Consider the following 14035-nt stretch of genomic DNA (forward strand, 5'->3'; position numbering starts at 1 on the left):
TTGCGGTTCGCGGCCGTCGGGAACGACATCCGCTTCGGTCTGGGCGCGGTGCGCAACGTGGGCGCGAACGTGGTGGAGTCGATCATCAAGACGCGTGAGGAGAAGGGCAAGTACTCCTCGTTTACCGAGTTCCTGGACAAGTCGGAGCTGGTGGCCTGTAACAAGCGGGTGATCGAGTCGCTGATCAAGGCGGGCGCGTTCGATTCGATGGGCCACACGCGGCTGTCGATGATCCAGGTGCACGAGGACGCGGTGGAAGCCGTCGTCCCGCTCAAGCGCCAGGAAGCGATGGGCCAATTCGACCTGTTCGGCGGCGAAAACAAGGAACCGGCTTCGTCGCCGTTGGCGCACGTGAAATTCACCGCCGAAGAGTGGCCGCGCAAGCAATTGCTGGCGCATGAACGCGACATGCTCGGGCTTTACGTTTCAGCCCATCCGCTGGACGGTGCCGAAGGCGTCCTCCGCAAACACGCGCCTCGTACGATCGCGGCGATCATCGACAACCCGCCGAAAGAAGGCGAACTCGTCGTCGCGGGACTGATCACTTCGCTGGAGCGGCGGGTGAACAAAAAGGGTGAACCGTGGGCGATCTGCACGGTCGAGGATTTGGACGCGTCGCTGGAGGTGTTGTTCTTCGCCAAGTCGTACGCGTTGTGCGCGGCGGATCTGGTGGAGGACAATGCGGTGCTCGTCAAGGGCCGGGTGAACTGGCGGGAGGACAAAATGTCGGTCTTCGGGGCGGATCTGGCACCGCTCGACCTGACGGAACTCGGGGAAACGCCGCTGGTGCTGCACACGCGGGCGGAGAAGGTGACGCTGCCAGTGGTGCTGGAACTCAAGCAGACTTTGCTGGCGCACCAAGGGAACACGCCGGTGCACCTGCACGTGGGGGAGCGGCGTTATGCGCTGGACGGGTACTCGGTCAAGGTGACCCCGGCGCTGCTGGGCGAGGTGAAAACGATCCGGGGAATCACCGTGGGCGCCGGTTGAGCACCGGCACCCACGGGAATCCTCAGCCCTTCAACCCGTGCTCGATCGCCTCGATGATCCGCGGCCGAAGCTGAGCCGTGCTGACGATCGCATCCACCGACCCGACCTCAACCGCACGCTGGATGCTGTGCACCCGGTCGAACTCCGAAGCCACCTCACCCAACTTCTCAGCCCGCACCGAAGACGTCACCTCGGCCAGTTCAGCCGCGCAAGCAGCCCGCTCGGCCCCGCTCAGCTCTCCGAGCCGCTTCTGCAGCTCAGCCACCCGCGGGTCATTCGCGGTCCGCGTCTTGACCTCGCCCGCGAACACCACCGCCGCCGCCGGAGCACCGCCCAGCACGGACGCGAACGAGCCTTCCAGCGCCAGCACCGTCATGTTCGGGTTCAGCGCCTTCGAGAACACCACGAACGCCCCGCCGTGGTAGCGCGAGATCACCGTGAACACGATCGGACCCTCGAAGTTCACGATCGCGCGGCCGATCTCGGCCCCGTACTCCAGCTGCAGTTTCTTCATCGACTCCGGCGAGCCGTCGAAGCCGGACAGGTTCGCCAGCACCACCAGCGGACGGTTGCCGCTCGCCGCGTTGATCGCGCGGGCCGCCTTCTTCGACGACTTCGGGAACAGCGTGCCCGCGGTGAACGTGTCCGGGCCGTCGGTGGGCGGGAAGCCGCGGCGCGGCACCGAACGCGACTCGATGCCCAGCAGACACACCGGGCGGCCGCCGATGTGCACGTCCTGCACCGCGGCGGTGTCCGCGTCCGCCATGCCCGCCCAGCGTTCCAGCACCGGGTGGTCCTGATCGGACAGCGCGCGCATCACCGTGCGGATGTCGAACGGCTTCTTGCGGTCCGGGTTGTGCTCGGCGGAGAAAATCTGGCCCACCGTGGCGAAATCGCTGCCGACGACGGCGTGCGGGTAGTTCGACACGTCGCGGCCTGCCGGGTCGGTGGTGACCGCCTGGCGCGGGCCCGCTTCGCCCGGCACGACGTAGGTGTGCGCGTAGTGCGCCATCAGCACGTCGCGCGCCCCGGCGAGGTTCGGCGCCCAGTACTGCGCCTGCCCGTTCGGTCCCATCACGCGGTCGTAGCCGCCGATGCCGAAGTTGTCCTCGGCCGACACGCCGCCGGAGAAGTCCAGTGACTGCTTGCCGGTGAGCACCATCGCCGAATCCGGCGTCATCACCAGGATGCCCTTGGTGTGCATGAGCATCGTGGCCTCGGCGTTCCAGTACGGCTGCGCGCCCACGGTGATCCCGGCGACCACGATGTTGATCTCGCCGCCGTCCTGGGTGAACTCCACGATCCGCTTCAGCGCCGCCGCGACCCAGTCCATGTTCTCGGTGCCGGACTCCATCGAGATCCGCGCGCCGGACGACAGCGCGAACCATTCGACCGGGACCCGCAGCTCCTGCGCCAGGTTCAGCGCCGCGATGACCCGCGTGCACTCCGGTTCGGCCAGCGCGCCGAGCGACTTCGTCGGATCGCCCAGCAGCACCACGCGCTTGACGCCCTCGGGCACGCGGTCGGTCGGCGTGCTGACCACACCCGCCACGAGCCCGGCTTTGTTCTGCCCGCGCGGCCGGTCGACCGGGACCAGAACGCCGCGGTCGTCGAGGTCGTGCTCCGTGAAAGACCCGCCGCCGGCCAGCAGTTCGGTGAGTTCGTACGGGTACACCGTGTCGCGCCGGGCCGCGCGCAGCACCTTCTGCCGGTAGTCGTCCAGCGGCTGCACCGGTTCGGTGCTCGGCGCCTCGACCGACAGCCGCACGCCCGCGCCGACCTCGTTGCGGACCGTCACCGCGATGTCGGTCAGCTCGCCGGTTTCGGCGTTGCGCTGCCGCGCCAGGAACTGGATTTCCTCCAGGCCCGCGCCCGCGGTGGTCGGCAGCACGCGGCGGGCGAGCAGGTTCAGCTCGTCCATCGTCAGCTCGCTCGTCGGCCACACGTAGATGACGATCCGGTTGGTGTCGAACCGGTTCTTCGCCGGACGCCGCGCCTGCGCGTTGCGGACCGCGTCGAGGCACGCGGCGAGCGTGTCCTCGGCCGAGGGCAGCGACACGAGCCTGCCGTCCGCCTCGCGCAGCGGCGTGAGGTCGCGGACCTGCGCCATCGCGATCAGCCGTTCGTCGGCCGGGTTCGCCTTCGCGGTGCCGGTGAACAGGTACACCTCTTCGTCCGCCGACGGCAGCCGCGTGAGGTCGAATTCCTGCAGCCGCTCCAGCTGCAGCCGCTCGGCGACGCGCGGGTGCAGCCCGCGGATCACCCGGTCCTCCTCGAACCCGGATTCGGTCCGGCGGAAGGTGAAGTGGTGGTGCATCACCGCGCCGCCGCCCCCGGCGACGGTGGTGACGACCCGGTCGACGTCGGCCGGAAGCGGGTGCGCCGCGACGATCTCGCCCAGCTTCGCGGCCATCGCGTCGCTGTCGGGCTGGTCTGTCCACTTCAGATAGACATCGGCGGCGACCGGGACTCCGGCGTCGGCGGACAGCTCGGCCACCGCGCGCATCGCGTCCGGCAGCTGCGGGAAGTCGACCGCCGTGGTGACCACGCGCGCCGGTTCGGGGTGCTCAGCGGTGACGAACGAGCAGCCCGCGACCTCGCGCACGCGCACCTCGGTGAGCGCCTTGTTGCCGTAGTAGCGCCGGGTCAGCACCTCGAGCATCGGGGCCGGGTCCGCGCCCGGCCGCCCGATCCGCTGGCCGAGCAGCCGCACCAGCGGCTCGTTGCTCGACACCATGCCGGAGATCCGCTCGGCGCGGTCGGCCGCGTCCGGGTTCCGGTCGAGGTAGCGCAGGTGGCCGCGGATCTCGGCGTACACCTCGGCGCGGGCCCGGCGCAGCAGCGGCTGCGCGAACCAGCGGAACACCACGCCGCGGGCGAGGTCGCTGACCGCTGGGAACCGCAGCTGGGTGGCGGCGACCAGGTGCTCCAGCGCGAGCCCGGCCGCTTCGCGCAGCTCGGCTGACGGCGGGGCCTCGGCGAGCCATTGCCGCAGCAGCGCGGAAACGATCGCGCTGTCGCTCGAAGCCCGTTGCTGGGCAAGGAAAATCCGGAAGACGGCCTCTTCCAGCTCCGGGGTGCGCTCCAGGTCGCCGACGCCGTAGTGGCCGAGCACGCGGCGCAGCCTGCCCTGGAACTTCTCCGGCAGCCCGGCCCGCTCGACGTCGAGGCTCTGCAGGTAGGTGTGGAAGTACTCGCGGGCGCTGTGCACCGGGCTCGACGCGCTGAGGTCGTCCGCGGCCGGCTTGTTCCGGCTCAGCTCGGACAGGTCGGCGAACACGTCCAGCAGCCCGAGCTCGCCCTCCAGCGGACGCGACGGCAGCTCCGCGCGCGCCGCCAGGTAGCCGCTGAGCACCCGGTCCTGGTCGTGCGGGTCGACGTCGAAGCCGAGCAGCAGGCTGCGCAGGTCCTGGCAGCCGCGCTCGACCCGGTCGGCCGCGCTGGTGCCGTCCTGCTCGGCGGGCAGGTCGATCTCGGCGGTTTCGGTCTGCGCGGCGGCCTCGTCCTCGGCCTCGTCGGCGAGCGGTTCGAGACGCAGCAGCGGCGCGCCGGTCTCCACCTGGCTGCCGATCGACACCGGAAGTTCCTTGACCCTGGCCCGGAACGGCGCGCGCAGCACCGTCTCCATCTTCATGCTTTCCAGCACGAGCACCGGCGCGCCGGACTCGATCTCGTCGTCCACCGCGACCGGCGTGGCGACCACCAGCGCGGGCGCGGGGGAGCGGACGACGCCGCCCTCGTCGCGGCTGATCCGGTGCGTGACGCCGTCGACCTCGACCAGGTGGATCGGCCCGTGCGTGCCGGTGACGAGCCGGAACCGCGTGCCGTTGACGGTGATCTGCCCGCTGTACTCGTCGAAACGCTCGATCTCGACGTCGGCCGGGTGCACGTCGCCGCCGCCGCTGACGCCGATCCGGAACCGCTTCGGCCCGGTGCGCGCGACCGTGACGCGGTACGAAGCGCCGCGCAGTTTCAGGTCCAGCGGACGGATTTCGTGGCGCACCTGCGGACGGCCGCCGAAAGCGGTGGACAGCAGTCGTTGCCGCCCGACCTCCTCGTCGTCCTCGTACGCCTCGATCGCCGCCGCGGCGAGCGCGACCGCGGAGTGCCGCGTGGTGACGAGACGGCCTTCGGCGCGGACGCGGTCGATCCAGCCGGTGTCCGCGCTGGCGTCGATCACCTCGGGCTGGTCGAGCAGGTCGAGCACGAAGCTCTTGTTGGTGGCGCCGCCCTCGATGAGCACGGACGTCTCGGCCATCGCCCGGCGCAGCCGCGCGAGCGCCTGGTCGCGGTCGCGGCCGTAGGCGATGATCTTGGCGATCATCGAGTCGAAGTCGGCGGGGATCGTGTCGCCCTCGCTGACGCCGGTGTCGACCCGGATGCCCGGACCGGCGGGCAGCAGCAGCCGCGCGATGCGGCCGGGGGACGGCGCGAAGTCGCGGTCCGGGTCCTCGGCGTTGAGCCGCGCCTCGACGGCGTGCCCGGACTCGGCGGGCTGCTCGCCCTCGAGCTTGCCGCCGGACGCGACGTGCAGCTGCAGCCGCACCAGGTCGGTGCCGGTGGTGATCTCGGTGATCGGGTGTTCCACCTGGAGCCGGGTGTTGACCTCCAGGAAGGCGAACATCCGGTCGCCGGGGTGGTAGAGGAATTCGACGGTGCACGCGCCGCGATAGCCGACCGCGACCGCGAGCCGCTCGGCCGACGCCTTCAGCTCGGCGGTCTGGCCCGCCCCGAGCACCGGCGACGCGGATTCCTCGATGATCTTCTGGTTGCGCCGCTGCACCGAGCAGTCGCGGACGCCGAGCGCCCACGCGGTCTCGCCGTCGGAGATCACCTGGACCTCGACGTGCCGCGCGCCGGTGACCAGGCGCTCCAGGAACACGACGCCGCTGCCGAACGCGCGCAGCGCTTCCTGACTGGTGCGTTCGTAGGCCTCGGTGAGGTCGCCCGCCGACTCCACCTTGCGGATGCCGCGCCCGCCGCCGCCCGCGGTGGCCTTGAGCATCAGCGGATAGCCGATCTTGTCGCCCGCGGCCAGCGCTTCTTCCAGCGTCGCGACCTCGCCGCCGCTCCACGGAGCGACCGGGACGCCGACCTCCTCGGCGATCAGCTTCGCGCCGATCTTGTCGCCGAGCTTGCGCATCGCGTCCGCGCTCGGGCCGACGAAGGCGACCCCGATCTTGTCGCACAATTCGGCGAACGCCGGGTCTTCGGCGACGAAGCCCCAGCCGACCCACGCGGCGTCGGCCTTGGTCTCGACCAGCGCCTTCTCCAGTTTGGCGAGGTCGAGGTACGGCCGCGCGGAGGCGGGGCCGAGCGAATACGCGACGTCGGCTTCGCGGACGAAAGTCGCGGTGGCGTCCGCGTCCGTGTAGAGCGCGACCGTCTCGATCCGTCGCCCGGTCTCGGCGGACAGGTCCCGGACGGCGTGGATCAGCCGCATCGCGGCCTCCCCGCGATTGACGATGGCGACGCGATTGAACACGGACAAAGCCTCCCAGCGAACCCAACTACACCCACGCACAGCAGGCGACGCCGGACCCGCCGGAACGTCGCCTGTCTTCGTCGTACACCTTGCTCCCTTACCGCCGGGTACACCAATGTCGCGGATGACGCATGCCGTGCCTGCCGGTTTGTAGGAACCCGCCAAAAACGGCTCGTGTCACGTCGTCCGGACCTGATTTCTCGCGAGGTATGCCACAAATCACGCCCGGTTGGCCAGGGGCGGCGGCAAGTGGACGGCCAGGCGTTTCCAGGGGGTCGGTCAGGGGTTACCCGCCGTTCAGCCGGTGAGGGGGACTGCAGCGGGCTGAACTGTGCCGATGCCCCGTGGGCACTGGGAAAATGTGACCCTTGACACCCTCCTCGCGATGCCCCTACCGTGCGGGTAATCGATTTCTCGACATGGGGCGGGCCGAGAGGGCGGGGCATGGGCGACGGCGGCGTCGCGCTGGCCGAGCTGGCCGGCGTCAGCAAGACCTACGGCGGGGTGCGTGCCCTGGGCGCGGTGGACTTCACCGCGGCGAAGGGGGAGGTGCACGCGCTGCTCGGCGAGAACGGGGCAGGCAAGTCCACGCTGCTGAAGATCTTGTCCGGGGAGGTCGCCGCCGGGGAGGGGGCGATCCGGATCGCGGGGGAGGCGGTCCGGTTCGCCCGTCCGGCCGACGCGCGCCGCGCCGGGGTCGCGATGATCCATCAGGAACTGGACCTCGTTCCCGCGCTTTCCGTGGCGGAGAACGTCTTTCTCGGCCGAGAACCGCACACCCGCGGCGGCACGATCGACCGGCGGCGGATGGTCGCTCGGACTCTTGAGGTGCTGGAGCGCTCCGGCGTCGACCTCGACCCGCGGACGCCGGTCGAACGGCTCCGCACCGGTGAACAGCAGCTCGTCACCATCGCGAAAGCACTGTCGCTGGACGCTCGGATTCTCTTGATGGACGAACCGACGTCGGCGCTGTCGCCGCGCGAGGTGGAGCGGCTGTTCACGGTCATCGACCAGTTGCGCGCCGACGGGGCGGCGATTGTCTACGTGTCGCACCGGATGGACGAGATCGGCCGCGTCGCGGACCGCGCGACGGTGCTGCGCAACGGCGAGGTCGTCGCGGAGTTCAGCGCGGCGGAGCTGACTGCCGAGCGGGCCGCGGAGGCGATGGTGGGCCGTCCGGTGCACCTGATGTTCCGCGCGGACAGCGTGTCCTCGCCGGACCAGGAGGATGTGCTGCGGGTCGAGAATCTGGTGGTGCGGCCTCGTCCTGGGCGGCGGGAGCCGGACGGGATCAGTCTCACCGTGCGTGCCGGGGAGATCGTCGGGGTCGCCGGGTTGCTCGGCGCGGGGCGGACGGAGCTGCTGGAAGCGCTGTACGGCGCGTCCGGGGCCAAGCTGCTGGGCGGGCGGATTTTATTGCACGGCAAGGATTTTCGGCCGCGGGCGCCGCGCAGGTCGTTGCGGTCCGGGATCGCGTTCGTGCCCGAGGACCGGCGGATCGCGGGGCTGGCGCTGGAGCATTCCGTGGTGGCGAACACCGTGCTGTCCATTGTGGATCGATTGGCTCGGTTCGGGATTGTTCCTGGCCGCCGCGAGCGTGAGGTGGCCGGGAAGGAAGCGGGGCGGCTCGGAGTGAAACTGGGGTCGCTCGCCGATCCGGTGGGCTCGCTGTCCGGCGGGAATCAGCAGAAAGTGGTGTTAGGCCGGGCATTGCTCACCGAACCGGTGCTGCTGTTGCTGGACGAACCGACGCGCGGGGTGGATGTGGGGGCGAAGGCGGAGATCTACCGGTTGCTCGGCGAGGCCGCGCGGAGCGGCGTCGGGGTGCTGCTGGCGTCGTCGGAACCGGCTGAGCTGGTCGGGGTGTGCGATCGCGTGGTGGTGCTGCGCGGCGGACGCAGCGTGCACGAACTGGACACGGCTCATGCTGGTGAGGCGGAATTGCTCGCCGCGTCGATGGGAGACGTCCGGTGAAGGGGCGCGCCGTGCTGGCCGCGGTGTTCCGGTTCCAGAGCGTCTTCGGGTTGGTGCTCGTTTTCGCCGCCGCGATCGTCTTCTCCCCGCACCGCGACGGAGAGCTGGTGTTTCTCGGCAGCGGCAACCTGTTCAACGTCGTCCGCGCGATCTCCGAGATCGGCATCATCGCGGTCGGCATGACGCTGGTGATCCTGGTCGGCGGCATCGATCTGTCGGTGGGCTCGGTGATGGGGCTGGCCAGCGTCGGCGTCGCGCTGTTGCTCACCAGCGGCGGCTGGGGCCTCGTGCCGGGCGTGCTGATGATTCTCGCGCTCGGGTTCGGTTTCGGTCTGCTGCAAGGGATCGCGAGCGCTAGATTCCGGATCCAGTCGTTCATCGTGACGCTCGCCGGGATGCAGATCGCCCGCGGGATCGCCCGGATGTGGTCCGGCGGTGAGGGTGTTTCGATCACCTACGGCGACGGACCCGGCCAAGCTCCGGTGCCGTTTTCGCTGCTCGGCGAGCGGACGTTCGGCGGCGTGGTCCCGATTCCGGCGCTGTTCTTCGTGGTCGTCGCCGCGCTGGCGGTGCTGGTGCTGCGGGCGAGCGCCTTTTCCCGGCACGTGTACGCGATCGGCGGCAACGAGAAGGCCGCGGTGCTGTCCGGGGTGCCGGTGATCCGGGTGAAAGTGCTGGTCTTCGGCTTGTGCGGGCTGCTCGCCGCGCTGGCCGGGATCGTCCACGCGGGACAGTACAACTTCGGCGGGCCCAACGACGGCACCGGCTACGAGCTGAACGCCATCGCGGCCGTCGTGATCGGCGGGACCAGCCTGTCCGGCGGGCGCGGGTCGGTGTCCGGCACCGTCGCGGGCGCTCTGCTGGTCGGCGTGCTCGACAACATCCTCCAGCTCAACGACATCGATTCGAACGTCCAGCTGATCGTGGTCGGCGTGGTGATCGTGCTCGCCGCGGGCCTGCAGCGGCTGCGCCCGGCCACGGCATAGGCGTTCGGGAAAAGGGGAGCAGATGTCCGGCATCATCCGCGGCGGGGCGGTCCTGGCGGGGCTGGCCCTCGTCGCCGCCTGCGGGACGACCCACGAGAACGCACCGGGCGCGTCGTCCGGCACCGCGCCCGCCGCGAAGCAGTGCCATGGTCCTAGCGGGAAATATAAAATCGGGATGAGCCAAGCGAATCTCGCCGAACCGTATCGCGTGCGGATGGACGACGACGTCCGCAAGGCAGCGGCCGGGGTGTCGCAATTCATCGTCAGCTACGCGGATGCGGCGCAGGACAACGCGAAACAGGTCGAACAGGTCAACACTTTCCTCACCCAGGGCATCGACCTGCTGATCATCAGCCCGAACGAGGCAACTCCGCTCACCAGCGTCGTGAAGAAGGCTTACGACCAAGGCATTCCGGTACTAGTGCTGGACCGGAAGGTGGACGGCGACGGATACACGTCCTTTATCGGCGCGGACAATGTGGACATCGGCCGCCAAGCGGGCAAATTCTTCGCCGATAAATTGCTGCCGCACGGCGGAAAAGTCGTCGAGTTGAAAGGTCTCGCCGGGTCGACGCCCGCCAAGGAACGCAGCGACGGATTCAACCAGGGCATCACTGACCGCAATATCACCGTCGTAGGCAGCGCGGACGCGGATTGGTTGCGGGACAAGGGACAACAGCAGGCGGACGCGTTGCTCAAGGCGCATCCGGACGCGCAAGCGATGTTCTCCGAGAACGACCCGATGGCCGAAGGCGCGCGCATCGCCGCGCAGAACGCCGGCCGCGGGGACCTGCCGATCGTCGGCATCGACGGCCTGCCGGTGCCAGAAGGCGGTATCAAAGCGGTAGAGGCGGGCCGTCTGTCCGCGACCTTTATTTACCCGACCGGCGGCAAGGAAGCCGTTGCCGCGGCGAAGAAACTGCTCGTCGATTGCCAGACGGTGCCCAAGACGCAGACCCTGCCCACCCGCCTGGTGACACGCGACAACGCGGCCCAGGTCTACGCCGAGCTGAACCGGAGCTGACATATGGCGCGAATCGGTGTCCTTGCCGTATCCGACGGGCGCGACCACGTGCACCGGCGGAACACCGGCTTCATCCGGTCCAAAGTGGACGAGTTCACCGCGGCCCTGACCGCGGCGGGCCACGATGTCGTCACCGGAGGACTGGTCGCCACGAACACCACCGCCACGGCGGCCGCCCGCTCGGTCGCCGCGAGCTCGGTGGACGTGACGGTGCTGTACTACGCCGTGTGGGCGTTCCCGCACTTCACCATGCTGGCCGCGGACGCGACACCGGGCCCGTTGCTGCTGGTCGCGAGCACCGACCCGACCGAGCCGGGTCTGGTCGGAATGCTCGCCGCCGGCGGTGCGCTGGACCAGATCGGCCGCTCGCACACCCGCTTGTGGGGCGCGCCTTCCGACCCCGGGCTGATCGCCGAAGTCGGCGCACACGCGAGCGCCGCCGCTGCCGTCGGTTCGTTGCGGGGTTCGACATTCGGCCGCTTCGGCGGGCGGCCGATGGGGATGAACACCGCGGTGGCCAACACGGATCAATGGATGCGCCAATTCGGTGTGGACGTCGAGGAAATCGATCAGTACGAGCTGGTCCGCCGCGCGGAATCCGGTTCTTCTTCCGAGGCTGCGGAGGGCCGGAAATGGCTGGAACAACACGCCACCGTGCACTATGATGGAGATCGCCTCACCCCCGAACTTTTAGAACGCCAACTGCGCCTGTACCTTGCCGTGCGCGATGTCGCGGCGGAACGGCACCTGAATTTCTCTGGCATCAAAGCACAACCGGAGCTGACGGAGCATTTCGCGACCGCCGACGTCGCCGAGGCGCTGCTCAACGATCCTTACGACTGGAACGGCCCCAAAGCCGTGCACGTCACCGCCACCGAGGCGGACATGGACGGCGCGCTGACCATGCAGCTGATGCACCGGATCACCGGTACGCCAGTGCTTTTCGCCGATGTCCGGCATTACCATCCGGATCGGGACGTGTGGGATCTGTGCAACTCCGGCCAGCACGCGACGTGGTTCGCCGCGCGGAGCGAGGATCCGGCGGAGAATCTGGCCAAGGTGCACCTTTATCCGGAAGTTTTCTTCTTCCCCGCCGGCGGTGCTTCGGTGCAGCACATCGCCGCCCCGGGCCGGATGACCTTGGCGCGGCTGAGCCGGCTGGACGGGGAGTACCGGATGCAGTTGGTGCTGGGGGATTTCGAGAACTACGACGAGCGGACGACGGAGGAACTGGTCTCGCGGTCTACCCGGGAGTGGCCGCATGCGTTCGCGCGCCTGGATGTGGCCGCGGAGACGTTCCTGTCGCGCTTCGGGGCGAACCACGTGCATGCGGTGCCCGGTGACCGGCGGAAGGAGCTGCGAGCGGCGGCCGGGTTGATGGGGGTGCGGGTGGAGGAGTGGAGCCGCTGATCGGTTGGTGGCCGGATTTCCGCTGATTCCCGCATTCCTGCATGGACCCGACTCGACTCGACTCGCTGCACCTTGCCCCGCCCCACCCCGGCCTAAGTCGCCCCGCCCCGCCTTGGCCTGCCTCGCCCCGTCCCGCCCCGCCTTACCCCGCCCCGCCTTGGCCTCGCCCCGCCGCACCCCGCCCCGCCTTGGCCTCGCCCCGCCTCGCCCCGGCCTGCCTCGCCCCGGCCTGCCTCGCCCCGGCCTGCCTCGCCTTGGCCTGCCCCGCCGCATCCGGCCTCGCCGCTTCTCACCCGGCCCGGCCCGCCTCACCTCGCGTCATCCCGCCTCGCGTCGCCTCGGCCTGCCCCGTCGCACCTCGCCGCTTCTCACCCGGCCCGGCCCGCCTCACCTCGCGTCATCCCGCCTCGCGTCGCCTCGGCCTGCCCCGTCGCACCTCGCCGCGTCTCGCCCCGGCCCGCCTCGCCTCGTCCGCCTCGGCCTGCCCCGCCCCGGCCCGCCTCGCGTCGCCCCGCCCCACCCCACCCCGGCCCGGCCCGGCCGGGTCTGCCCCGCCCGGCCCGCCTCGCGTCGCCCCGTCCCGGCCTGCCTCGCCTCGCGTCGCCTCGGTCTGCCCGCCGCATCCGGCCTCGCCGCGTCTCGTCTCGCTCCGTCCTGCCCCGCGCGGCTCGATGGGGCGAGGCGATGTCTGGCCAGGCGATTGAACTTCCGCGGCCTCAAGGATTCCCGTTCCCAGGCTGAAGGCGCGTCGGATTGAGGCGATGCCGGTACGCGACGGGCCCCGCAACCTCCACCAACCCTGCCCCGGGGCGGCTGGGCGCAGCGACCGGCTTGGCGTCCACCCCCGGGCGCGATGACGGGGACCGGTCCCGCTCGGGATGGCTAGCTTCGCGCTATGGAAGAACGGTCTTCGACCAGGGCAGCCACTGCCGCGTTGGTGCTCGGCATCGTCAGCTGGCTGATATTCGTCGCGACCTACCCCGGCCGAAGTCTCAGCGGCAGTTTCGGCGACGCCGTCTACACCCAGCCGGTCACGGTTCTCGGACCGTTGATCCTGCCGCCGCTCGCGATTGTTTTCGGGCATCTCGGAATGCGCCGCGCCGGGAGCCGGGGGCGCCGGCGGTCGTCCGCGGCTTTGGTGCTCGGGTACCTGGCAATCGCACTCGATGCGGCCCGGCTCGTCGGCATGGCTACGGCGCACTGAACCCGTGTTGAATTTCGGAGGTCGTCGCCAATCGAGTCGCCGTTCCGGCTTGAACCGATTCCTGCCGCCCGGACTTCAACATCGTTTTCGCGGCCGAAACTGCCCTCGCTGGTGCCCCGGTCGGTCCGAGGTCGTTCGGTCCCACGATCGTGGCGGTCCGTTTTCGCAGGTCGAAGGCGTCCGCATCCTGCCGGGACACTGCCGTGGGCGCTGCCCGTTCCTGCTGTCAATGCTGCCCTTGCGTAGCCAACTGAGACGTAGATCTCCACCGTTGGGGTGAAATCTGCTCGGTCGGGCAGCTTAGGCTCTTACGGCGCGTTACTTATTGAGAAACATTCACTTCGGTCCGGACAGGTTCGCGACCGGGTAACGAAGGAGGCGCCGTCGTGGAAACCGAACCGCAGGTCGTCCGCGCGACGATCATCTTCGGGCTGCGCACGTTCGGGTCCGTCCCGCTGCCGGTGCGCGCCGATTTGGAATACGACCCGGCGGATCCGTTCGCGGTGTCGGTCGGCTACCACGCCGGCGGCGGCGTCGTGCGCTGGCTGTTCGGGCGCGACCTTCTCGCCGACGGCCTGCTCGCCCCCGCGGGCGACGGGGACGTCCAGGTGCGACCGGCCGCCGACGACAGCCGCGTGCTCGTCGAGCTGAACGCGCCCGACGGTTCCGCGGTGCTGGAGGCGGCGGCGAACGAACTCGCCGACTTCCTCGACCGCACCTACGACGAGGTTCCAGTCGGCTCCGAAGATCGTTGCTTCGACTTCGACGAAGAACTGGCGAAGCTCGCCCTCCGCGACTGACAGTCCACAGTGGACGGCAGTAGTGGACGGACCGGCCGCGGGCAGTTCCGGAGCAAGCGGGCTGATCCGCCGCGAGATTGACCGGCCGTTGAGAGCCGAGGTTGCCGGCTGCACCACGTGGGCACGTAGCGGCCGTGCGAGTGGACTCGACCGCTCGCCACG

8 protein-coding genes are annotated in these 14035 nt (G+C 69.8%); 7 read left to right on the forward strand and 1 reads right to left on the reverse strand.

What is annotated here, in order from left to right; all coding sequences use genetic code 11:
• The coding region (locus ACWDNU_RS36155; protein WP_449672177.1) for a helix-hairpin-helix domain-containing protein at positions 1-990 on the forward strand (990 nt) is incomplete at its 5' end.
• 22 nt (positions 991-1012) lie between these two features.
• Here ACWDNU_RS36155 and ACWDNU_RS36160 read toward each other — a convergent pair.
• Positions 1013-6475, reverse strand: coding sequence for an ATP-binding protein (locus ACWDNU_RS36160; protein ID WP_449672178.1), 5463 nt, complete (start codon positions 6473-6475; stop codon positions 1013-1015).
• A gap of 444 nt (positions 6476-6919) precedes the next feature.
• On the opposite strand from ACWDNU_RS36160, the gene ACWDNU_RS36165 reads away from it, so the two are divergent.
• The 6 genes from ACWDNU_RS36165 to ACWDNU_RS36190 all read left to right on the forward strand — a co-directional run bounded on the left by ACWDNU_RS36165 (position 6920) and on the right by ACWDNU_RS36190 (position 13873).
• Positions 6920-8449, forward strand: coding sequence for a sugar ABC transporter ATP-binding protein (locus ACWDNU_RS36165; RefSeq protein WP_449672179.1), 1530 nt, complete (start codon positions 6920-6922; stop codon positions 8447-8449).
• Entirely contained in the window at positions 8446-9435 is a 990-nt protein-coding gene (locus tag ACWDNU_RS36170; RefSeq protein ID WP_449672180.1) for an ABC transporter permease, read from the forward strand. The genes ACWDNU_RS36165 and ACWDNU_RS36170 overlap by 4 nt, the downstream gene beginning before the upstream one ends.
• A 22-nt stretch (positions 9436-9457) precedes the next feature.
• Positions 9458-10459, forward strand: coding sequence for a substrate-binding domain-containing protein (locus tag ACWDNU_RS36175; protein ID WP_449672181.1), 1002 nt, complete (start codon positions 9458-9460; stop codon positions 10457-10459).
• Positions 10460-10462: 3 nt separating this feature from the next.
• Positions 10463-11869, forward strand: a complete 1407-nt coding sequence (locus ACWDNU_RS36180; RefSeq protein WP_449672182.1) for an L-fucose/L-arabinose isomerase family protein — start codon at positions 10463-10465, stop codon at positions 11867-11869.
• A gap of 895 nt (positions 11870-12764) precedes the next feature.
• Positions 12765-13073 carry a hypothetical protein gene (locus ACWDNU_RS36185; protein WP_449672183.1) on the forward strand — a complete coding sequence of 103 codons (309 nt, stop codon included), beginning with the start codon at positions 12765-12767 and terminating at the stop codon, positions 13071-13073.
• Positions 13074-13459: 386 nt separating this feature from the next.
• A complete protein-coding gene (locus ACWDNU_RS36190) occupies positions 13460-13873 on the forward strand; it encodes an SsgA family sporulation/cell division regulator (RefSeq protein WP_037818751.1) in 414 nt (137 codons plus the stop codon).
• Positions 13874-14035: the final 162 nt, after the last annotated feature.

This window comes from Amycolatopsis sp. NPDC003676, from assembly GCF_053587275.1.

Bases quoted from the DNA above. Each gene is read 5' to 3' on its own strand.
- ACWDNU_RS36165 (WP_449672179.1), top strand. From the start codon at position 6,920: ATGGGCGACGGCGGCGTCGCGCTGGCCGAGCTGGCCGGCGTCAGCAAG.
- ACWDNU_RS36175 (WP_449672181.1), top strand. From the start codon at position 9,458: ATGTCCGGCATCATCCGCGGCGGGGCGGTCCTGGCGGGGCTGGCCCTC.
- ACWDNU_RS36180 (WP_449672182.1), top strand. From the start codon at position 10,463: ATGGCGCGAATCGGTGTCCTTGCCGTATCCGACGGGCGCGACCACGTG.
- ACWDNU_RS36185 (WP_449672183.1), top strand. From the start codon at position 12,765: ATGGAAGAACGGTCTTCGACCAGGGCAGCCACTGCCGCGTTGGTGCTC.